At 52.7% G+C, this 21,726-nt stretch carries 18 protein-coding genes; 6 read left to right on the top strand and 12 right to left on the bottom strand.

The window, feature by feature from the left end; genetic code table 11:
- The 7 genes from KF749_08305 to radA form a co-directional block, all read right to left on the bottom strand.
- The coding region (locus KF749_08305; GenBank protein MBX2991155.1) for a DEAD/DEAH box helicase at positions 1 to 339 on the bottom strand (339 nt) is incomplete at its 3' end.
- A 162-nt stretch (positions 340 to 501) separates the two neighbouring features.
- On the bottom strand, positions 502 to 2,499 hold the full coding sequence (locus KF749_08300; GenBank protein MBX2991154.1) for a (Fe-S)-binding protein: 1,998 nt from the start codon (positions 2,497 to 2,499) through the stop codon (positions 502 to 504).
- 94 nt (positions 2,500 to 2,593) lie between these two features.
- Positions 2,594 to 3,541, bottom strand: a complete 948-nt coding sequence (locus KF749_08295) for a PhzF family phenazine biosynthesis protein (GenBank protein ID MBX2991153.1) — start codon at positions 3,539 to 3,541, stop codon at positions 2,594 to 2,596.
- 21 nt (positions 3,542 to 3,562) lie between these two features.
- Entirely contained in the window at positions 3,563 to 4,432 is an 870-nt protein-coding gene (locus tag KF749_08290; GenBank protein MBX2991152.1) for a DUF4905 domain-containing protein, read from the bottom strand.
- Positions 4,433 to 4,489: 57 nt separating this feature from the next.
- Positions 4,490 to 5,089, bottom strand: coding sequence for an RdgB/HAM1 family non-canonical purine NTP pyrophosphatase (rdgB, locus tag KF749_08285; protein ID MBX2991151.1), 600 nt, complete (start codon positions 5,087 to 5,089; stop codon positions 4,490 to 4,492).
- A gap of 6 nt (positions 5,090 to 5,095) precedes the next feature.
- The gene (locus tag KF749_08280; GenBank protein ID MBX2991150.1) at positions 5,096 to 6,445 is read right to left on the bottom strand and encodes a 5'-deoxyadenosine deaminase; all 1,350 of its coding nucleotides are present in this window, start codon (positions 6,443 to 6,445) and stop codon (positions 5,096 to 5,098) included.
- A gap of 48 nt (positions 6,446 to 6,493) precedes the next feature.
- The gene (gene radA / locus KF749_08275) at positions 6,494 to 7,861 is read right to left on the bottom strand and encodes a DNA repair protein RadA (GenBank protein MBX2991149.1); all 1,368 of its coding nucleotides are present in this window, start codon (positions 7,859 to 7,861) and stop codon (positions 6,494 to 6,496) included.
- 164 nt (positions 7,862 to 8,025) lie between these two features.
- Here radA and KF749_08270 point away from each other — a divergent pair, with 164 nt between their 5' ends.
- The 3 genes from KF749_08270 to KF749_08260 all read left to right on the top strand — a co-directional run bounded on the left by KF749_08270 (position 8,026) and on the right by KF749_08260 (position 11,782).
- Positions 8,026 to 9,522 carry a T9SS type A sorting domain-containing protein gene (locus KF749_08270; protein ID MBX2991148.1) on the top strand — a complete coding sequence of 499 codons (1,497 nt, stop codon included), beginning with the start codon at positions 8,026 to 8,028 and terminating at the stop codon, positions 9,520 to 9,522.
- Positions 9,523 to 9,611: 89 nt separating this feature from the next.
- A complete protein-coding gene (locus tag KF749_08265; protein ID MBX2991147.1) occupies positions 9,612 to 10,517 on the top strand; it encodes a pirin family protein in 906 nt (301 codons plus the stop codon).
- A gap of 110 nt (positions 10,518 to 10,627) precedes the next feature.
- Positions 10,628 to 11,782 (top strand): family 10 glycosylhydrolase, encoded by a 1,155-nt coding sequence (locus KF749_08260; protein MBX2991146.1) that lies wholly within the window; start codon positions 10,628 to 10,630, stop codon positions 11,780 to 11,782.
- A 7-nt stretch (positions 11,783 to 11,789) separates the two neighbouring features.
- On the opposite strand, the gene KF749_08255 is transcribed toward KF749_08260, so the two are convergent.
- Genes KF749_08255 through KF749_08240 form a run of 4 tightly spaced genes read right to left on the bottom strand, consistent with a single transcriptional unit; the run spans position 11,790 to position 15,468 of the window.
- A complete protein-coding gene (locus tag KF749_08255; GenBank protein ID MBX2991145.1) occupies positions 11,790 to 13,070 on the bottom strand; it encodes a TRAP transporter large permease in 1,281 nt (426 codons plus the stop codon).
- A complete protein-coding gene (locus tag KF749_08250) occupies positions 13,067 to 13,570 on the bottom strand; it encodes a TRAP transporter small permease (protein MBX2991144.1) in 504 nt (167 codons plus the stop codon). The genes KF749_08255 and KF749_08250 overlap by 4 nt, the downstream gene beginning before the upstream one ends.
- Positions 13,567 to 14,577, bottom strand: coding sequence for a TRAP transporter substrate-binding protein DctP (dctP, locus tag KF749_08245; protein MBX2991143.1), 1,011 nt, complete (start codon positions 14,575 to 14,577; stop codon positions 13,567 to 13,569). Before dctP ends, KF749_08250 begins: the two co-directional genes overlap by 4 nt.
- 30 nt (positions 14,578 to 14,607) lie before the next feature.
- Positions 14,608 to 15,468 carry a hypothetical protein gene (locus KF749_08240; protein MBX2991142.1) on the bottom strand — a complete coding sequence of 287 codons (861 nt, stop codon included), beginning with the start codon at positions 15,466 to 15,468 and terminating at the stop codon, positions 14,608 to 14,610.
- A gap of 161 nt (positions 15,469 to 15,629) precedes the next feature.
- Here KF749_08240 and KF749_08235 point away from each other — a divergent pair, with 161 nt between their 5' ends.
- From KF749_08235 to KF749_08225, 3 genes are all read left to right on the top strand, one after another.
- Positions 15,630 to 16,301, top strand: coding sequence for a response regulator transcription factor (locus KF749_08235; protein ID MBX2991141.1), 672 nt, complete (start codon positions 15,630 to 15,632; stop codon positions 16,299 to 16,301).
- A 3-nt stretch (positions 16,302 to 16,304) separates the two neighbouring features.
- Positions 16,305 to 17,786 (top strand): HAMP domain-containing protein, encoded by a 1,482-nt coding sequence (locus KF749_08230; GenBank protein ID MBX2991140.1) that lies wholly within the window; start codon positions 16,305 to 16,307, stop codon positions 17,784 to 17,786.
- A 128-nt stretch (positions 17,787 to 17,914) separates the two neighbouring features.
- Complete coding sequence (locus KF749_08225) at positions 17,915 to 18,439, top strand: hypothetical protein (protein MBX2991139.1); 525 nt, start codon at positions 17,915 to 17,917, stop codon at positions 18,437 to 18,439.
- Positions 18,440 to 18,566: 127 nt separating this feature from the next.
- On the opposite strand, the gene KF749_08220 is transcribed toward KF749_08225, so the two are convergent.
- A complete protein-coding gene (locus KF749_08220) occupies positions 18,567 to 21,674 on the bottom strand; it encodes a PD40 domain-containing protein (protein ID MBX2991138.1) in 3,108 nt (1,035 codons plus the stop codon).
- Between the last annotated feature and the right edge of the window lie 52 nt (positions 21,675 to 21,726).

The raw sequence follows: 21,726 nt of genomic DNA, 5'->3' as shown, positions 1-21,726 counted from the left end.
GAGACGATACTTCCCGTTGTGCAAACCATGCAACCGTTCACCCGCCTCTTGAGGTTGGAGGGAAGAGTTAAGAAATGTCGCCGGAATGCCGCTTGCCAGCAGCGCATCCACCTGATCTTTCATCAGGGAGATGAGAGGGGAGATGACGAGGGTGAGTCCCGGACGAGCCAACGCCGGAAGCTGAAAGCAAAGCGACTTGCCTCCGCCGGTCGGAAGAAGGGCAAACACATCCTTTCCGTTCAACGTATCCCGGATGATTTCCTCCTGCAGCGGACGGAAAGAAGCGAAGCCGAAGTGTTGTTTGAGAAGGGAAAGCAGTTCGGAAGTTGGTGGGTTCATATCGCCTCCAGTCGTTGAACGTGTCACTCAGATGATATGTGTTCCCCCCGTCAGGCTCTGCTGAGAAAGTTCCCCAATACAAACATGTTGCGCAACCGGAAATGCGTGGGGCTTTCGACCAAAGCGATTGCCCGCAGACAGTTCATTGGAAAGCTCTTCGCGTTATGTTCCTCCTTGCACCGCCTCCAACAGCAGTTCCGCCACATCCTTCACCTGTACCTTCTCCGCAGCATCTTTCGCTTTCACCCCATCCGTCATCATTGTCATGCAGAAGGGGCAGCCGGTGCCGATGGTGCTTGCTCCGGTTGCAAGAGCTTCCTCTGTGCGTTCGATGTTGACGCGTTTGCCTTCCCGTTCTTCCATCCACATTTGTCCGCCGCCGGCGCCGCAGCAGAAGCTCTTGTCGCGTGTTCGCTGCATTTCGATGCGTTCGCTTGCTACCGCATCTGCCAACTCCCGCGGCGCATCGTACTCATCGTTGTAGCGGCCAAGATAGCAGGGATCATGGAAGGTGATCGTCTCTTTCTTTTCCGGCGAGATTCTCAGTTTTCTCTTCTCAACCAAATCCCTCAAGAATGTCGAATGATGGATAACGTCGTAGTTGCCGCCGAATTGTTTGTACTCTTTACCGAGCGACTGTAAACAGTGCGGGCAGGTCGTGACGATCTTCTTCACGCCGTAGTTGTTGAGCGTGGCGATATTCTCCTGCATCAGCGTCTGGGCAAGATATTCGTTCCCCATCCGCCGCGCAGCGTCGCCGTTGCATTTCTCTTCCGTACCGAGAATGGCGAACTTCACTCCCGCCATCTTCATCAGTTGAGCAAAGCTCTGTGATACTTTTTTATAGCGTGCATCATATGAACCGGCACAACCCACCCAGAATAACACATCCGCGTCAGGTGTTTCGGACATGCGAGGAATGTCAAGCCCCTCCGCCCAATCGGCACGGGTCGAGTGTCCGAACGCCCACGGCGTGTAGTTGCGTTCGAGATTGTTGAATGTAGTTGTGAGCTCGGCAGGGAAGCGCGACTCGTTAAGAACGAGGCCCCGGCGTAAATCCATGATCGTATCCACATGCTCGATCATCACCGGACATTCCTGTACGCATGCCATGCAGGTGGTGCAGGCAAACAACTCTTGCTCAGTGATGAAATTGTCGAGAAGCTGATGGGAAAGAACTTCCTGATCCGCCGTCCCCGCATCGTTCCCTGCAATCATCAAGGGTGCCTTCTCCAATGTTCTCGCCCGCACATCCACCATGATCTTCTTCGGATTCAGCAGCTTGCCTGTTGTGTTCGCCGGACACACCGATGTGCACCGACCGCATTCAGTACACGTATAGCCGTTCAGCAGTTGCTTCCATGTCAGGTCGTCAACGTCCGTCGCCCCGTATTTTGTGAGCGTTTCGTCGGCAAGATTGATGGGCTTGAGGGCACCTTTTGGATCGATGCCGAGATTGGAGAAGTACACATTGAAGGTTGATGCGATGACGTGGAGATGCTTTGAATAGGGGAGATAGTTGAGAAATCCGAGTACGGCAACCATGTGCCCCCAGAAGAACACATAGTACCAAGTGGCGGCGGATTCTGCTGAGAAGAAAACTGAAAGTTGGCTGGAAAGAAATCGTCCATGATTCGGAATTTCGGGATGCAGAAACGGCCGTGTCGCATTCTGTCCGAACATCGTGATCATCACCATCAAGATCATCGCCAGCACGAAAATCGCATCCCATTTCGAATGTCCCGAAACCTGCAGACGCTTCGGCGGGGCGAACAGCCTGCGACCGAGAGAGACAACAACAGCGACGACGACAAATGCCCCGAACAAATCCTGAAACCACGTGAGCGGGGGATACAGCGGGCCGAGAAACGCCAGCGAACCGCCGGGTGTAAGCCCTTCTATAATTGACTCGATGACAGCGCTCAGCAGAACGACGAATCCCCAGAAAATCAACGCGTGCAGCAATCCTGCAAACGGTTCGCGCAGCAGCTTTGTCTGGCCGAGCGCGATCTTCAGAACGTTGGTGATGCGACGTCCAACGTTGTCAAATCGGTTTTCGGGTTTTCCGAGCCGCAAATAACGGATGAGGCGGTTGACGTTGTTCGCAAAAAAGCCGAGAGCAGCGGCAAGGACTATGGCAAACAGTATTGAATGAAGCATAGGAATTTCCTGTTCCGGAGTGAATGGTGGCGAGAAGCTTGTATGAATATAAAATGAAGAGCCGAAAACCACAAGGAACAGCGGGCGGGCGCTTTCAGGGAATGATCATCTCTCCGTCGAGTGTGGTGATCGCCCGTCCCCCTACCTGCACCGAGTTGACGGCTTTGTTGCGAATCGTCAACTGAATCGTGACTCGCCCCTTGCGCCCGATAACGTCGCCTTGCTCACCGATGATGGTAATGGTATTTCCGTTCAGTTTGTCGTCAAGCAATCCCTGTTCGTACAAATAGGCGCCAAGCGGACCGTTGGCGGATCCGGTCACCGGATCTTCATTGATGCCGACAGTCGGAGCAAAGAAACGCGAGTGCGCCGTTGACTTTCGTTCGATCGTTTCGGTTGTAAAGACGCAAACACCCATCAACTTGCGGTTGGTGAGAAACTGTGCAAGGGCAAAGAAGTTGGGCTTGACGGCAAAGATTGTATGCAGTCTGCGGACGGGAACGAACAGATAGTTCGTCATCACGATTTGCATGCGCGGGTCAAATTCCTCGAGCGTGATGTTCAGAATACGCATGAGATCAAGCTTGAACTGTCCGGCTCGGAGGAATTCCGGGATTGGAAGGCCGAAGAAGATTTCGGAATGTGATGCGGTTTTTTCGACCCGGACAGGAAGAGTTCCCGATTTTGTTTCGAGATTGAATAAATAGGATCCGTGATCGGCCATATCGTGCAAACCCTCTTCAGCCATCACGTGGAAACTTGCAATCGTGGCATGTCCGCACAGCGGCACTTCGGTCTCGGCGGAAAACCACCTGATACGCAAGTCGGCACCGGGAATTGTTGCAGGAAGGATGAACGCCGTTTCCGGTACCGCCATCTCACGCGCAATAGCCTGCATCTGTTCGTCGCTCAGCCCTTGTGCATTCAGCACAACGCCGGCGGGGTTTCCCATCAGCGGCGTATCGGTAAACGCATCAACCTGCTTGATGGTGATGCGCTTGAATTCCTTGACAGGTGAGGAAGTAATAGGAAGTTTTGCCATACGCTCAGCGCTTTTCGATATTCAGCTCGGCTTCATGTCTTGAAGATCAATTGCCGTCAACGTGGTTCGCTCGCTGACGTATATCAACATAGTGTCGTGAAGTAGAAACGAATCAGATACTATCGAAGGAGAGCCTGTGGCCAGTCGTCCTTCGTACAAAAGCGTTGCAGTGGTCTTGTCTGCTATTCTCACACTGCTGTCAACAAGGATCGGCTCGCCCGTATTTGCAGGTTCCTGCTCATGGCAGGCAAAGATTACGAGTGAACCAAATTGCATGTACTCGATGCTTCCAATAAGTCTGGCCTCGTCGCTGTGACGCCGGATGAGGTCAGCCCATTCCTCTGTATCTTCGAGGTGGGCGACGATGACGGGCATCCCCTTCTCTCCGGCGCTTTCCGATGCCGATGTGCGGCGCAATTGCAACGCCTCCGATTCGGAGATTGTACTCTCAACGGAACCGCTCATGATATTCACGACGTGGAAGGTCGGGCCAAGAACCGTTGAGCGTGACGCTAAGAGAGAGTTTCCGGCTATACATTCAAATCGCAGGTCATCGTTCAACCACAGAACATTACCTTGACGAGCATCAACAGCGATGATACTTTTGTGCTCGGGCATGCTTGGCGTGGCGTATTTGTGCAGGAAAACAGTCTCGCCCGATACGCCTTCAATCCCAATCCACCATTGCTCGCCGAAGTTGACCCCACTCCACAGGTGTTTTCCATTTGATGCATCAATGGCAAAGAAACTGACGGTTTTCTTCTCCGGATTCCTTGCCTCGCCGAAAATCCGACCTGAAGACGTAAGAACAACGCGCCAAATAGTGCCTTCCGGCGAAAACCGCCACGCGGGTTGCAGTTTTCCGCGTTTGTGGATGAATGAAGGCAACATAGTTGATCGACGGTGCCGTGAAGTGATGTACCAAGATAATACACAATCGGGCGAACTTCAAGAGTTGAAGTAGCTCAACAGCACACTCCTGATTCCCTCCAACGCCTTTGCCCGATGACTGACGGTGTTCTTCGCATCCATGCGCATTTCTGCAAATGTTTGCCGGTGGCCGGAGGGAAGAAACACAGGGTCGTACCCGAATCCGCCGGTGCCGCGCGGGTGATTTATGATTTCGCCGCTGCAGACTCCCTCGACAACCCGTTCAATTCCCTCCGGGGTAACAAATGCAAGCACGCTGCGAAACTGTGCCGCGCGTGAATGCGCAGGCATGCCATCCATTTTGAGCAGCAGCCTTCTCACATTATCCGCATAGGTTGCATTCGGGCCGGCATAACGGGCGGAGTAGACACCGGGCTCACCGTTCAAACTGAAGACTTCCAGTCCGGTATCGTCGGCGAGTGAGGGAAGAGAGGTCAGTTGCAATACCGCCCGCGCCTTTTTCAAAGCGTTGCCTTCCAGTGTATCGTGGTCTTCTTCAATGTCACCAACGTGTGGGAAATTGTCGAGTGTAAGAATCTCAATATCTGTTCCGTCCAACAGTGCCTGAAGTTCCTCCGCTTTATGCTTGTTGTGTGTGGCGAGAACGAGTTGTTTCATGATCCTTCAAGTGTGAACGCGCTGTAATAGCAGCCGAAGCTCTTTCCGTGCAGTATGCAACACTTTCTCCTCATCTATCATCAGATGTTGACCGCCCCGATAGAGCCAGCGTCCGTCAACCATGACGGATTCGACATTCTCCGGTGAGCAGGAATAGACAATGGAGGAGTACAGATCACCGTCATCTTGAGGTTCGTATGGATTCCACGCTTTGTTGAGGTTTAGAAGAACAACGTCCGCCCTTTTGCCTGCCTCAAGACTCCCCACGTCGTTGACTATGCCAAGAGTTGTTGCCCCGCCAATTGTGGCCATCTCAAAAACAGATTGTGCGTTCATTGCGCTCGGGCCGTGCAAGGGTTTTTGCATCAGAGCCGCAAGCCGCATCTCTTCAAACATATTCAGAGTATTGTTACATGGGGCACCGTCGGCGCCGAGCGATACGGTGATACCCTTAGCCTGCATCTGTGGAATCCGCGCAACCCCCGACCCGAGCTTGAGATTCGACGATGGACAATGCAACACTTTTGCATTTCTTTCCTTCATCAGATCGAATTCCCGCTCGTTAAGCCAGATGCAGTGGGCAAGACATGTATTCTCGTGCAGAATGTTCAGGTCGTTAAAAAATTCCACATTATCCATCTTGCAGCGCTCGCGAACGGCTTCAAGTTCGAGCCGGTTTTCCGCGGCATGCGTGTGGAAGAGCATACCGGGAAAGTCCTTCGTCATTGCATACGCTTCGGCAAGAAGTTCGTCTGTACACGATAACACGAACCGCGGCGCAACGGCATACCGTACTCTGCCATCTGCCAATCCGTGGGTGTATCGAGCAAGATTCAGTGTTGATGCAACCGAGTCCTTTGTTGATTCCTTCAACGGCGGATACAACGTATTCACGTCCATCATCGCTTTTCCGAGGAACGCACGGATGCCGGTTTCGGTCACAGCGCGGATCACGTCTTCTTCATGATGGACACTTCCCATATCCATAATGGTTGTTGTGCCGGAACGAAGGAGTTCTGCAATACCAACCGTCGCTGACGCGTACATCGACTTTGAATTGTGCGCGTATTCGTAGGGCATGATGCGGAGCTTCAACCAGTCGAGAAGTTCGAGGTCGTCGGCAAGTCCGCGAAAAAGAGTCTGACAGAGATGTATATGTGTTTGAATGAAACCGGGGATGGCCACAAGTGAGCGGGCATCTATGACATCACCTTCAAACGAGCCGAGCTGTGTCGTTTCCGAGTGAGTCAGCACGCGCTCGATGGTGTTGCCGCTGACAATCAAGGATCCGCCGGTGATAATCCTCCGGCCGGAATCCATCGTGACAACGCGGGAACACTTGATGAGGGTTTTCATTGATGTCTGATAAGAATAACTCTTCGGAAGGTCTGAAATGTATCCCCGTCAAGAAATGACATGGCGCATGGCCTCATCCACCGTATCAACTTCAATCAACCTCATTTCTCCATTGGGGCCGGTGCCTTTAAGATTGTTCTTCGGGATCAGAATCCGCCTGAAACCTAACTTCTTCGCTTCGGCAATCCGCTTTTCAATCTGGCTGATGGTACGGATCTCACCCCCCAATCCTATTTCACCGATAGCGACTGTTTGCGGCTCAACCGGAATATCCCGCAGGCTCGATACAATCGAAAGCGCCATACCGAGATCAATAGCAGGCTCGACGGCTTTCACGCCTCCGGCGACGTTCACGAACACATCGTACTGCCCGACGTGAAGCCCGACCCGTTTTTCGAGTACGGCAAGAAGCATCTGCAAACGCTTCGAGTCGAATCCGGTTGCGCTGCGTTGCGGAACGCCGTAGCTTGTCGGCGCAACCAGCGCCTGCACTTCAAGCAACAACGGTCGTGTTCCTTCCATGCTTGCCACAACCGCCGAACCGGACGTGCCGGATTTTCGCTGCGAGAGGAATACCTCGGAGGGATTCGTTACTTCCCTGAGTCCGTTGTTGTGCATTTCGAAGATGCCGATTTCGTTCGTCGAGCCAAACCGGTTTTTGATTGCGCGCAGAATGCGGTACGCATAGTGTTGCTCGCCTTCAAATTGCAGCACCGTATCCACCATATGTTCTACGACTTTCGGTCCGGCAATCACGCCGTCTTTCGTCACATGCCCGACGAGAAACACGGGAGTTCCTTTCGACTTCGCGTAGCGCATGAACAGCGCCGTTGCTTCGCGTACCTGGCTTACGGTTCCGGGGGCGCTTTCAAGCTCCGGACGGTACATCGTCTGAATGGAATCTACAATAATCAAGTCGGGTTGTTCCTTCTCAAGAAGGGCATCTATAACATGCAGACTCGTTTCTGCGAGTAGTAACAGGTTTTTCGACGGCTTCTTCTCCAAACGTTCCGACCGGAGTTTGATTTGATTGACAGACTCTTCGCCGGTAATGTAGAGAACAACGGCATTCGTTAGCGCGCCCCCCATTTGCATCATCAACGTCGATTTTCCGATGCCGGGGTCGCCGCCAATCAATACCACCGAACCTGCCACAATTCCTCCGCCAAGAACGCGATCAAACTCCGGAATCCCTGTCGAAAGCCGCGGTTCGTCCGCAACCTTCAGCTCAACGAGCGGAACGGGTGCCGACACGTTCTTGATGATGGAAGAATGCCTCGACCTTGTAGGCTTGCTGCGGTCGGTAATCTCTTCGACAAAGGTGTTCCACTCGTCGCAATTGGGACATTTACCGATCCAACGGGGGGATTCGTATGCACACGATTGACAAACGTATTTGGTCTGGACTCTGCTCATCAGGGTAGCGGGGGATTCAACAGTGATGCAATATAGGCAGGCACTGCCTGAGATTCAACGCTCGACGGCATCATTTGGAAAACGAACATTGACAATGCTGGCAATCCTGCATAAGTTGAAGACGTATTTCCGAATCATCCCATCACTAATCTCAAGGAACTGTCATGATCAAAATGTACAGGTTTGTCCTTTCCCTGATTGCTTTCCCTCTGATGACATTAGCACAACCAACTGTATCGTTTGAAGAACTGCTGCTTCGCCACGAACAGAACCCGCGCATCGGGCTTGAGGCGAAACAACTGGCACAAAATCTCGGCCTTCCGCAGGCAATCCATTGCCGCAACAACACGCTTATTCACGCCATTGGAATCGAAAACGGCCAGCCCGTCTATGCTGTTATAACGAACCTCGCGCATCCGTTTGAAGGTGGAAAGGTACTCTTCTATGATGAAGTTGTGCAGACAATCGACCTGTCCGGAGCAACCAACAATCCGACCGGCCCTATCATTCTCGACAAGAACTGGAGTAAGAAGGCTTACTCCCGAAACATGTTGCTTAATGGACGCATGTTGTTGGTACCGGAGTGGTCGTCAGACAAAGTGATGGCGTTCGATCCGATGACCGGAGATCTCGTTGATACGGCGTTCGTCCGCTCCAATCCCGGAGCGCTTGCCTCTCCCAAGGAGGCCCAGTTGACGCCTCGCCGAACCATTACCGTTTCCGATCAAATCAGGGACCTTGTGCAGGAGTTCGATACCGGTGGGGTGTACATCAGCCACTTTGCGCCGGCAGGTGGCGTCAACACCGCAATACTCGACAACATCCGCGGGCATGCGTACAGGGCAAACGGCAACCTGATCGTCTGTGTGGCCAGCGGCGCGAATCAGAACTCTATTGCCGAGTTTGATTCTGCGGGAAACTATCTCGGCCGTTTCGTTCAGCCCAGCAGTAACGGGCCTAATGGTCCTTTTTCGATTTTGATTCGTTCCAACGACATCCTGATAACCGGAAGCAACTCGCCCGTCGGCGTTACCCGGCTCGATCTCAACGGAACGTACATCGCTCAATGGGCTGCAATCACGAGTTTCCCCCAGCAAATCATTCAACTGGCTGATGGGAATGTCGCCGTGGCAAACTTTCAGGGGGCAGCACAGACGGGAATACGCATCTATAATCCGAACGGGACACTCCTGCGACTTCTGAGCGGCGTGACCGGAAATCGCGGCGTTTACCAGCTTGGGAACGGGAACTTCCTCACCACAAACGCCGCCGGCATCCATGAAATCGACTCGGCGAACGGCGGACTTGTCCGCACAATCGCAGTGGACCCGGACATGCAATTCATCAGCCTCATCGCTTTGACAACAACACAAGTTGGTGAATCGCCTGCGTTGCCGGCGAAGATAGTATTGCTGCAGAACTATCCCAACCCGTTCAATCCGGCGACAACAATTGAGTATCATCTGCCTGCAGCAACACACGTGACGCTGAAGGTGGTTGACGTGCTTGGGCGTGAGGTTGCAACGCTCGTGAGCGAGACACAACAGGCGGGAGTCTATAAAACGCCATTTGATGCGAGTCGTCTGACATCGGGCGTCTATTTCTACCGGTTGCAGGCCGGAAACACTGTACAATCGAGAAAGCTCGTAGTGCTGAAATGACGCGGGAATCGGCTCCTTACCTTGATGAACTCTTTAGGACTGATCCGCGTTATATCCGGTAGTTCTTTGACAATTTTGAGGAGAAAAACATGTCTATTCGTCCGGTGAAGCGAATCACCCAATCACAACCGACTCTGGAAGGCGCAGGCGTTCATCTTCGCCGCGCATTCGGTTTCGGGAATACAAGCGACTTCGATCCGTTTTTATTGTTTGACGATTTTCGAAATGAAGATCCCGAAGCATATCTCGCGGGCTTTCCGTGGCATCCGCATCGAGGAATTGAAACGATCACCTACGTGCTTGCGGGGGAAGTAAGTCACGGTGACAGTTTGGGGAACCGCGGCACATTGGGTGCGGGCGATGTCCAATGGATGACTGCCGGAAGCGGAATTCTGCATCAGGAAATGCCGCAGGGTGACCCGAACGGGAGGATGCACGGCTTCCAGCTCTGGGCTAATCTCCCTTCGACGATGAAGATGACCACACCCCGCTATCAGGATGTACAGTCGGGAGAAATTCCCGAAGTTGTGGATGATGATGGAACGACCGTCCGTGTGGTGTGCGGGGATTTCTGGGGCAAGTCGGGTCCCGTTGAGGGAGTTGCTGCCAATCCCCGCTACCTCGACGTGTGGGTTCCACCGGGCAAGCGGAAAGTACTGCCTGTCGAGAATAACCGTCATGGATTTGCCTACGTGTTTGAAGGCTCGGGATCGTTCCGCGATGCATCGCAACCCCTTCCGGTAAAAACCGATCGGGTCGGGTCGGGCGGCGAAGAGGTGTACGAATTTACCGGCAATCGTTCACTCGTTCTCTTCGATTCGGGCGATGAAGTAACCGTACAAGCCGGAGATGAGGGAATCAGATTCTTGCTGGTTTCCGGTCAGCCTTTGAAAGAGCCGGTTGCGTGGCGCGGGCCAATTGTGATGAACACGCATGAAGAACTCGCGCAGGCATGGGAAGAGTTGAGGGCCGGAACGTTTATCAAAAAGGGCTGAGCCGTTGTGAACTGCGGGTTATCGAGAGCGGCAGGATCGGATTTGGATTTCCTGCCGCTTCTTTTATCTTACACGAAACCGAAGTTGAATTTCTAATCTCGCAATGTAGTTTGCTCAAACGATTGTGTTTCATACCGCTATTCTGGTTGTTACTTCCGCTACCTGTTTTTCCTCAAAGTTCTCCAACCCACGAACTCCGCGCCGTCTATCTCACAACAACCAACAGTCTTGATTGGCCGAAGAGCCTGAACAGGGAGGAGCAGCAATCTTCGCTCAAACAAATTGTCCGTGACCTTAAGCGTGCTCACTTCAACGCCATTTTCTTTCAAGTCCGGGCCCGCGGAGATGCCTATTACAAATCCGCGTTCGAACCGTGGGCGGAAAATCTGGCCGGAGTGCTTGGCAGAGATCCCGGCTGGGATCCGTTACAGTTTCTGTTGGATGAGGCGCACGCAGCCGGAATGGAAGTCCATGCATGGTTTAACGTGTACAAGATTCGGGGGCCAGTTCCGCCGCGGGCCAGTTCACCGCAACACCCTGTAAACGCTTATCCCAATTCGGTTGTCTTCTTTGACAACGAGTACTGGTTTGATCCGGGCCGTCCCGAAGTGAATGACTATCTCATTCGAGTTCTTCTTGATCTGACGGGAAGGTATGACATCGACGGGGTTTGCTTCGATTTCATTCGTTACCCGCTTGGCGATTTCCCCGACCGGGCAACGTACGGCAGGTACGGCAACGGGGTCCCGCTCGAACAATGGAGACGCGAGAACATCAACAGGTTTGTACGCGATGCGCATGACGCAGTCTCGCGGCAAAACCCGGAACTAAAACTGGGAGCAGCACCGCTTGGCAACTTTGGCGGTTCATTGAGCGCGCAACCTGACTCACGAAGCGCCCGCGGCGGGGTGGGAGATTTCTACCAGGATTCGCGTGCTTGGCTGAAGAACGGCTGGCTCGACTATCTTGCGCCGCAAATTTACTGGCCGCTGGAGTTCGAAACACAAGGACCCGACTTTGCCCACATTACACGAACGTGGTTGAAAGAGGCCGAGGGGCGGCACATCTATATCAGCATCGGGGCATACAAGCCGGAAATCCTCGGCCAGCTTTCCGATCAGATAACGGCAAGCCGCATGTTGGGCGCGCACGGGCAAGTATTCTTCCGGTATGAAAATGTGAAGGATATGAGCCGGTTCGGAAGTTCCTATACCGGACGCGTGCAGGTTCCGCAGATGCCGTGGAAGAGAAACCGCTCGCAGTAACCGCAGTTTACTTCACACCCAACAACTCCACCAGCCACAGACTCAACCACGGAACGTAGGTAATAATGAGAAGTGCAATGAGCAGCATGCCGATATACGGCAACACTGCCCTCACGATAGAGAAGACCGGCTTCTGAAACCGGATGCTTGAGATGAACAGATTCAGCCCGACCGGCGGCGTGAGATAACCGATTTCAAGATTCGTGAGAAAGATAATTCCGAGGTGAACCGGGTGAACCCCGTAGGCAACAGCAATCGGCAGAATGAGGGGAACAACAACGATGATCGCTGAAAAAATATCCATCATCATTCCAACCAGAATGAGAAAGATATTCAACACAATCAGAAACATGATCGGGTTGGTGATGAATGACTGCGTGAATTCGAACAGCTTCATCGGCACTTCGTTGTCAACAAGGTAGTTCGTCAACCCCATCGCCGTTCCGATGATCATGAGAATGGCGCCGACAAGCACCATGCTTTGGCGCATCACGCGGGGAATGTCGCGGAAGAGATGCAAATCTTTGTAGATGAAGACTTCCACAACCAATACGTAGAATGCCGTTACTGCCGCCGCTTCTGTCGCCGTAAACGTTCCGCTGTAGATCCCCCCGATCACGATGAAGGGCAGCGGAATCTCCCACGCAGCTTCCCGTACTGCACTCTTGACGTTTGACCATGTGAACGGGACGGTCGGGACTTTAGCTTTTTTCCCTTGCCGCACGCCGTACACGGAGAGAATTGCGAGAAGAAGAATTCCCGGAATCAAGCCCGCCGCAAACAGTTGATCGATGCTCAGCTTCGCCGTGACGGAGTAGAGAATGAGCGGAAGACTGGGAGGGAACAGCAGCCCGAGACTTCCCGAGGTGGTAATGAGTCCGAGCGAGAATTTTTCGGGATAGTGTTCTTTGAGAAGAATGGGAAGAAGCAGCCCGCCGAGTGCAACGATTGTAACGCCCGATGCACCGGTGAACGCCGTAAACAAGGCACACGTCACAAGCGCAACAACGGCAAGTCCGCCGCTGAACGAACCGAAGAATGCCCGCGCGAGATTCACAAGTCGCTGCGGCGTTTTGCTTTCCGCAAGAACATACCCGGCGAACGTGAAAAGCGGAATGGCGACGAGCGTGGGATTGCTGCAAATGCGGTACAACTCCACCATCACCGCCGAAGACTCGATCCCCTCCGCCGCAAAACTCAGCATTGCAACCGCGCCGATAATGGCAAACAACGGCGCGCCAAGCAACGCAAGCAGAAGAAGCAACAGTCCGGCGATCAGCGTGCTCATGAATCTGCCGGCTCTCCTTTCCCAAGCAGCTTCATTGCATGTTCCGCAATCTTGACTGCAAAATGAAATGCCATCAACGCATATCCGGTGGGGATGACGGTCAGAGCAATCCAGGTCGGCACGTTGAGCATGAAGTCGCTGCCCGACGCCTTCTCATCAACCAAAAATGTCCACGAGGCATCGGCAAGATAATAACACACGATGATGGCGAATAGCGACGTGACAATGCGAACGGCGTCCTGCAAGCGGGCCGAGAAGAATCGCGAGAATGCGTCAATGCCGATGTGCCGTTCTTCGTGTGCCGCAATTGCCGCCCCGATGAATCCCACCCAAATGACGAGATGGCGCACCAGCGGATCGGCCCAGAGAAATCCTATTCCGAACACATTCCTCAACACGACCTGTGTAAACGCAAGAAGAATCATGGAAGAAAGAAAGAGAACGAGCATGCCCGTTTCTATCTTCACCAGCAGGCGGTCGAGAGAACGGAGAAGCGTCATTTCGTTCCGGCGTTCTTGGCCCGGAATTCGGCGAGGGATTTTTCGATCCTGTTCAGAAAATCCTGATCGTAGAATGTGCCGACGAGAGACTGCCGCGCTTTCTTGCCTGCCGCGACGTATTCGTCGATCGTTTTCTGGGAGGGCACATCAATAAGCTGGATGCCGCTTTTCTTCATTGCTGCGATGGCGGCATCGTTCTCCTGGCGTGATTTTACCGTGAGTTCACGCATGAACTTCCTGCCGTTGCGCAGAAGGATTTCCTGCAAATCCGATGGCAGCTCGTCAAACTTTTTCTTCGTCATCACCACGGCACCGGAGGCATCTGCGAGCGGCAGGTTCATCATGTACTTTACACGTGTATGCCACTGAAGCACCAGCGCTGCGAGCGGCGAGGTGTATGCTCCGTTGATAAGCCCTGTTTGCAGCGAGGTGAGTACATCAATCACGGAGAGCGGAATCGGGCTGATGCCTAAAGCCCGGAAGGTCGCTTCCGCAACCTTGTCCCCTTCCCACATCCACATCTTCACACCATTCATGTCGGCGAGCGTGCGAACAGGCGTGTTCGTCAGGACATACACCCACCCCACTTCCGCCCATCCTAACAGCACATACCCGTTGTCGCGGAATGCCTTGTCAAATTCCTCAGCAAAAGTCGTGTAGATGTGATCGACCTCCGCTTCGTTGTTGAACAAAAACGGGGAATCGAGAATGCGAACCTTCGACGCAATATCACCGAGTCCCACGCCCGTCAAGCCGGCACTGTGAAGCTGGCCCAGCCGCATCTTCCTGATAACATCCTTATCCTCGCCTTGCACGCCACCGGGGTAGATTCTGAAACCCAGCTTTCCTCCGCTTTCTTTGCGGATTGCCGCGTCATATTCGCGCAGAACATTTGTCCACGTGCTGCCGTCGGGAGCAAGCGAAGCAAACTTGATGATATGTTGAGCATTTGTGGTTGTGCCGAATGCCAACAGCACGAAGCCAAGCACAAGAATTCCTTTTTTCATCAAATACCTTTGCGTCTATGCCTTGGATGACTAAAACAACTCTTCCTTCATCTGCATCAGCATCCTGCCTTTTTTCTTCGCTATCGCGTTGCCGAGACGGAAGGTCGGCAGTATGTCAAGCGATGCGCTCTCAACATGCTTCAACAGCTCGTCGAACAGTTCCTCGTTCTGCGTTTGAAACGCATACGACTTTGCGTAGTACACATGCGACATGAGGAACTTGCCTTCGTTCAAACGCAGCGCGGCTTCGAAATGTTCCTTTGATTTCTCGGGATTGCCGCCGAGGAACCGCGAACGGCTTCCGTAGAGCGTGCCGAGAAAAAGATGCGCTCCGCCGTGGTAAAACGCCGGATCCTTTTCCGCCACAAAATTCATCATCACTTCAAGCTTCGGGATTGCGGCAATTGCTTCAGGATCCGTAAGTGTGATGTTGAGATATCCTCCCCACGGAAATGCAGTCCAAAACACCGCGGGTACGAAATCCTTCGATTTCTTTGAGAGCGCGGCTTTCAGATCGTCCGCTGATCCGGCAAGCGCCTTCTTCACATCCTTGTCCTGCTCCAGAATCCGTAATCCGTAATCCCTTCCGCGCAGATAGAACACTCTCGCCCGTTCGACATCAACATCTTCCACAAATCCCAATGCGTAGCTTGCATAACCTTCTGCGCAGAGTTTCAGCAGCCGCTCGTTGTCGGGATCGTTCTTCAGCATCACCTCGAGCAGCTTGATGTTGCCCGGCAATGCTTGTTCGGCAAACAGCAGATCGGATTCTTCGGTCAGCGCGTCGTAGCCCTCTTCCACGATGCCGCCCACGGAGCGGACGGCGATGGTTTGGATGCAGCCGGTGAAGATCAGAAGCGGGATAAACAGGAGTAGCTGGTGTGGTTTCATCAGTCTTTCAGAATGTGCTGACAAAATATAGAGAGAAACGGGGAAAGATTCCAAAGCCGACCTTTGCAACTCTTCAAAAATTGATTTACTTTTCGCTTGAAATCAAGAGCGGAGGCAACGTGCCGGAAGACAATCAACCCACACTCAACGTACACACGTCCATGCGCATACTGGTTGTGGAAGATGAAAAGAAGGTCGCCAAGTTCATCCAACAGGGACTGGAGGAAGAACACTACGCCGTTGACGTGGCCCACGACGGCGAAAAGGGGTTGCAGATGGCGTTGAACGAGAACTACGATGTGATGATTCTTGATGTGATGCTGCCGAAGATGAGCGGATTGGAACTCATCAAGGCGGTACGCGCAAAACAGAAAACAACGCCCACGTTGATGCTGACCGCGAAAGCGACCACCGAGGATAAAGTTGCCGGTCTCGACAGTGGCGCGGATGACTATCTGACGAAGCCGTTTGCGTTCGAGGAACTTGTGGCGCGTGTGCGTTCGCTGCTCCGCCGCGGTGCCCAGGAAAAATCCACCATCCTCAAAGTCGCCGACCTCGAACTCGACACCGTTACGCACAAGGCCAAGCGGGCAGGCAAAACAATCGAGTTGACGGCAAAGGAATACTCGCTGCTGGAGTACTTTATGCGCAACCGTGATCGCGTGCTCAGCCGCACGATCATCTCCGAGCATATCTGGGATTACAACTTCGATACAGGCACGAACATCATTGACGTGTACGTCAATCACCTCCGGAACAAAGTTGATGATGGATACGAGCCGAAGCTGATACACACCGTACGCGGTGTCGGCTATGTGATGAAGGAAGGATAAACCGTGGCGTTTTGGTATCAATCCATCCGCACAAGACTTACCGTCTGGTATACGTTGCTTGTGCTTGTTACGCTTGTCGCCTTCGGGCTTGCCGCCTATTACTACACACGCAACCAGCTCTCCAACAATCTCGACATCTCCCTCAAGAGCGAAGTCCGCTGGGTGAAGGATTTCATCTCGCCGCAGGCAAGCAAAGTAAAGCCGAGCAAGCAGTCCATTGATGCATTGTTGCGCAAGAAATCGACGACATTCCCGCAACGGTTCATCGGGCCGGTGCTGCCCGAACCTCCCGAAACAGAAGAAGCCGACGAAATCTGGAATCACATCTTCAAGCATTCTCTCGTCAGCCAGAAGAAGACGTTCATTCAGGTGGAGGATAAGAAGGGCGATGTCATCTATCGCAACTATAGTCTCGGGTCCGACAGTCTTGCCGCCCCCGACGAACTTCCGCTCGACACGACGATCGTTGTAACGACGCTGTTGGGTGGCGAACAGTTGCGTACAGCGATGTACAAGGATCAGAATTTTACGATACTTGTCGCATACTCGCTGAGCGAGTTGGGAGATGTGCTGGAGAATCTCTTTGCAATCTTTCTGTACCTCATTCCCATTGCCGTTGCCCTTTCGGTTCTCGGCGGATTGTATCTCGCGAACAAGGCGCTTGCTCCGGTGGATGACGTGACGCGTCGCGCAAGAAAGATCACGGCGGAAAATCTCGACCAATCCATCCCTCCACGCTACGTTGACGATGAAATCGGGCGGCTTGTCGGCACAATGAACGAAATGATCCGCCGCTTGCACGGCTCGTTTGCGCAAACCCGGCAGTTCTCGTCCGACGCATCGCATGAATTGCGCACGCCCCTGACGATTATGCGTGGAGAGATTGAGCTTGCGTTGCGCAACGAAAAAACTCCGGCGGAATACCGTGAAATCCTGTCCAGCACACTTGAAGAAATACTTCGCCTCAAGTCGATTATCGACAACCTTCTCACACTCGGCAAGGCCGATCATGGTGTGCTTGACCTGAAGCTTGAAGAAGTGCATCTCGATTCTCTTATCAAAGATCTGTTTGACGACAGCGAAATGCTCGCCGAATCCAAACAGATTCACGTCGAGCTGAAAAACACTGAACCCGTGACGATTGTGGGAGACAAGGGACGACTGCATCAACTCTTTCTCAATATCGTCGACAACGCAATCAAATACACTCCCCGAGGCGGGCACGTGGCGATTTCCGTTCAGCGGTTGAACGGCTCGGCGTTGGTTGAAGTGGAAGATGACGGCATCGGCATTCCTGAACAGGATATTGACAAGATATTCGACCGCTTCTATCGTGTTGACAAAGCTCGTTCGCGGGAGATGGGTGGGACGGGACTCGGCCTTTCCATTGCCAAGTGGATTGCGGAGATTCACAGGGGAACCATTACCGTGGAAAGCGAGATTGACAAGGGGAGCAGGTTCACAGTAACCATTCCGATCAATTGACACAATTCTGATTAAGCATCTTTAACGCCAACGTAACAAGGACTTAACCTTTTGCCGGTATATTAGCATGACGAGTGAGCGAGCCTCATTCATCATTTTTGTTTAGCCATTATCAAAGAGGATGTATCATGAAGAGTGTGGTTGTTGCAGTTGCGATGCTGTTTGCAGCGAGCGCAATAGCGCAGGATAACCCCAAGCCTGCGGCGAAAACGTCTCTACAGGAGAAGGCAACGGAAGTAAAAACGCAGGGGGAGAAAAAAGCCACTGAAGCAAAGATCGGGGCGGAGAAGAAAGGTCCGGAAGCCGTCAAGACAGTGACCGGCAAGAAAGAGCCGGTGAAGCAGGCAACGGAGGAGATGATCAAGAAAGAAGAAGGAACGGCGGATGTCGACCCGCCGGTGAAGGATGCCCCTGCAATGCCGGCAGTCGAGAAGAAAGCGGCGGGAGCCGTGAAGACTATGACCGGAAAGAAAGAAACAGTCAAGCAGGCAACCGACCTCATGATACAGAAGGAACAAGGCAAGCCCGATGTTGACCATGCCGTCAAGGAGTCCGCAGCAAAGCCGGCCGTCGGAAAAAAAGCTGTTGAAGAGAAGAAGATGATCAAGAAGGCAACAGATAAGAAAGACGAAGTGAAGAAGGAAGTGAAGTAGCCGACCAGGTTCATCCAGGTTTACTCAGGGTCATCCATGCGATGACCCTTTTTTTTGCCGGCTTTCCGGAAAACAAAAAAGCCCCACCGAATGATGGGGCTTATGAGGTTCTCTCCCACTCGCAGAATCAGAAATCCGTACCGAGCGAGAGGTAGTACTTCGGCTCGCTGAATCCGCTCCAGTACCATGCCCATGCAACATCGAGCTTCACGAGAAAGCCGAGGAAGTAGATGCGCGTGCCCGTTCCCATACCCATGAGCAGATCGCGAGTAACGGTATATCCGCGTGCATCTTTTGTAAATGCCTTGAACTCGTTCTCCCGGTTCCATGCGGCACCCATATCGAAGAAGATGGCGCCGTTGATGCTCTGCAACCCGATAGGAAGCGGGCCCGCCTGCAGAAATGCAAACAGCGGGTAACGGAATTCGAAGTTGAACAAGCCGTACTTCGAGCCGATGCCGGCATTGAAGTTATAGCCGCGAAGCGGAAGTCCGGTTTGCAGAAAAATATAATCCTCGGCATTCTCCAGTGGAATGTAGCCCCCTTCAAATGTCCGGTTGATCCAATTATCCACGCCCCCGATGATGAACTTTTGCGGATTGCGGCCAAAGCTGCCGCCGCCCGCCAGTCTCAGCGCAATGTTGTACTGCCGGCCAAGACGCAGGTAAGTTCTGTAGTCGCCTGTCACATTAACGAAACTGAGTCCGGCCGAACCGAGTTTCGGTGTGCCGAACACATTCAACGAATAGCGGGTACCGTTGATCGGGCCCGTAAATCCCCACAATGAATTGTCATGTGTATACCCGAGAGAAGGGACGACAACCGTCCGCTTCTGCGTCGGATCGGAAATTTGATCGAGATTCTCGCGAGAGATATTGAACCAACTCAATCCCGCGTCAAACCGTCTGAACCTGTCGATCGGGTACTGTGCATTAAGCGAAACGCCATACGTTCGGAACCTGTACAGACTTCCGCCAAACACATCATTGATAATCACGAAGCGGGCGCTGTGGAATGCCGTAAATCCGTAATCGATCCGTTCAGGAAGATAGAGATACTGCAGGGCATAATCGCTGTTCTTCAAGTCGAGCAACAAGTTGGTAACGAACACAATTTGATGGTTGCCCAGTAAGTCGCTGAATGCCATCACCGTCGAGCCGGTAACGCCGTAGAACGTATTGTATCCGGCATTGCCGTAAATGATGTCGGGCGAAAAATTGAGCTTGTACTTGTTGACCTTGTATCGTCCTTCGCTGTCGATATTCCCGGCAATTCTCGGTAGTCGTGATACAATCGTCGAATCCGAAGGAACATTATCGGGCAGAATATCGCCCGCAAATCCGCTGAAATCGATTTCAATATCTTTGCCGTACAGTCCGGCCGAATCGGCGGGCGCCGCGGCAACGCCAACGGTGTCCTTCGCCTCCGGATCTGAAGGCTGGGCACGCTCCGCCTTGAAGAACTCCGTCAGTTCCAACTCATCCACCTTCAACTCACGCTCGAATGGATTGCGCATCAGGAACAGGTCGAACCCGGCATGATGCAGCGAAGCAAACGCAAGCTTCGAACCGTCACGCGACAGCGACAATTGATACACGCCGGTCAGCGAGTTGGTGATGGGGCGTGTTGCCTTCGTTTCCAGAACCATCTCGTAGATGTTGCTGATGCCGTTCTTGTCGGAAACAAACAGAATCTTCTTTCCGTCCGGCGACACCACAACGGAAGATTCGTTACTGAACGGCCAATCCGTCAGTTGTTCGATTTCCAGCGTTTCCGTGTTCACGCGGTACAGATTTCGGTGGGAGAAATCAAACGTTGCCATATCAACCGACTCCCCTCGGATGTAATCCTGCCTGTCAGAGGAGAAATACACGTATTTTCCGTCGTGAGACCAGGTTGGGTCGGAATCGGAGAAAATATCCGCAGTCAGCGCTGTAAATTTCTTTGAATCGATATCATAAGAATAGATATCCGAACGTTCGAATCTGTTCCCCACAAAGGCAAGCCTGTTCCCCTGCGGGGACCAATCAACAGAATAGATTGCGTTCAGATCGAATGTTAGTTTCTCGCTGCGGCCGTTTTCAACATCTACCATTAAGATAGCATCTTGCGCTCCGGCTTTTGCCGCCAACGCAATCATCTTTCCATCAGGAGACCATGTGAGTCTCGGTGTAAGCAGCTTCAATTCTTCAAAATCGTTCGTTGTCTGCCCGCTTACTACCTTGTCAATATCCTTCCCGTCGATCGTGTTCATCACAAACACATCGAAGTAATCCTTGCGATCAGAAATGAATGCAAGCCTGTCGCCCTGCGGGGAAAGAGCAGGACTTGTATTATAGAAGTTACCGTCTTTCTTGTGGTCGGTCAGCCTGCGGGCGTAATCGGTGGGTTCCTCGCGCTTGGCAATGTCGGGCCAGTAAAGAACTTTCATTTCCTTCTGCCAGCGTTCATTCAGTTCTTCAAGACTCAATCCCAACGCCCCGCGGAAACCTGCCTCGACATTTCGCGTACTTTTGATCCGATTGAGGATGTCTCCGATTTTCTGCTCGCCATATTTGTTTGCAATGTACCACCAGAGTGCCTGTCCGCCGCGATAGGCGAAATACCCGCCCAGCCTGTTGATCGGAGGGAGATAGTTGTGGACTGTTGCATCGCGCAGAAACATGTCGGAATCCGTCTCCCATCGCTGGGCCTCGTACTCTGCAATGCCTTCGTTGAGCCAGAGGGGAAGTTGAAGCGTGATATTGTTGGCAATGATCGATTGGATGGAGCCGCCGTAGAACATATCGTTGATGACGGCGTGAACCAGCTCGTGATGGATAACGTGGCGGAACTGCTTGTAGTTTCCTTCGAACGGAACAAGCACACGGTTCTTGAACAATTCCGTCACGCCGCCAACGCCTTCTTCAAGATACACGCTGACAACGTTGTTCTGTTGAAAGTCATTGTGGGAATTCGTGACGATAAGCGGAACGCGGTTCGTGAGCTGGTAGCGGAATGTCTTTCTGATGGATGCATAAGCAGACTCGGCAGCCGAAGCGGTGAATTCGGCTATCTTCTCGCCGCCATCGGAAAAGTAGATATCGAAGTGATCAGTTTGGATGAAGTACCAGTTGAACTTCGTGTACTGCACTTTGTTCTTGCCGAACAAACCATCCTGCGCGTGGCCTGTTGCGGCTATCACCAACAATCCCAGCAGCAGAAGCCCCTTCAGCAAGACCCCTCTCTCTTTCATATAGTCCTCACAAACTGATGAAAAGAACATCAATAAAATACTAACAAAGTCA

The organism is Bacteroidota bacterium (genome assembly GCA_019637975.1).
Lineage (GTDB): Bacteria > Bacteroidota > Ignavibacteria > UBA10030 > UBA6906 > CAADGV01.
The sequence above is the reverse complement of the archived record's forward strand: the minus strand, read 5'-3'. Positions and strand labels throughout refer to the sequence as shown.

Coding starts and splice junctions, on each gene's coding strand:
- KF749_08300 (MBX2991154.1), bottom strand. CDS start 2,499: ATGCTTCATTCAATACTGTTTGCCATAGTCCTTGCCGCTGCTCTCGGC.
- KF749_08295 (MBX2991153.1), bottom strand. CDS start 3,541: ATGGCAAAACTTCCTATTACTTCCTCACCTGTCAAGGAATTCAAGCGC.
- KF749_08290 (MBX2991152.1), bottom strand. CDS start 4,432: ATGTTGCCTTCATTCATCCACAAACGCGGAAAACTGCAACCCGCGTGG.
- rdgB (MBX2991151.1), bottom strand. CDS start 5,089: ATGAAACAACTCGTTCTCGCCACACACAACAAGCATAAAGCGGAGGAA.
- KF749_08280 (MBX2991150.1), bottom strand. CDS start 6,445: ATGAAAACCCTCATCAAGTGTTCCCGCGTTGTCACGATGGATTCCGGC.
- radA (MBX2991149.1), bottom strand. CDS start 7,861: ATGAGCAGAGTCCAGACCAAATACGTTTGTCAATCGTGTGCATACGAA.
- KF749_08270 (MBX2991148.1), top strand. CDS start 8,026: ATGATCAAAATGTACAGGTTTGTCCTTTCCCTGATTGCTTTCCCTCTG.
- KF749_08265 (MBX2991147.1), top strand. CDS start 9,612: ATGTCTATTCGTCCGGTGAAGCGAATCACCCAATCACAACCGACTCTG.
- KF749_08255 (MBX2991145.1), bottom strand. CDS start 13,070: ATGAGCACGCTGATCGCCGGACTGTTGCTTCTTCTGCTTGCGTTGCTT.
- KF749_08250 (MBX2991144.1), bottom strand. CDS start 13,570: ATGACGCTTCTCCGTTCTCTCGACCGCCTGCTGGTGAAGATAGAAACG.
- dctP (MBX2991143.1), bottom strand. CDS start 14,577: ATGAAAAAAGGAATTCTTGTGCTTGGCTTCGTGCTGTTGGCATTCGGC.
- KF749_08240 (MBX2991142.1), bottom strand. CDS start 15,468: ATGAAACCACACCAGCTACTCCTGTTTATCCCGCTTCTGATCTTCACC.
- KF749_08235 (MBX2991141.1), top strand. CDS start 15,630: ATGCGCATACTGGTTGTGGAAGATGAAAAGAAGGTCGCCAAGTTCATC.
- KF749_08225 (MBX2991139.1), top strand. CDS start 17,915: ATGAAGAGTGTGGTTGTTGCAGTTGCGATGCTGTTTGCAGCGAGCGCA.
- KF749_08220 (MBX2991138.1), bottom strand. CDS start 21,674: ATGAAAGAGAGAGGGGTCTTGCTGAAGGGGCTTCTGCTGCTGGGATTG.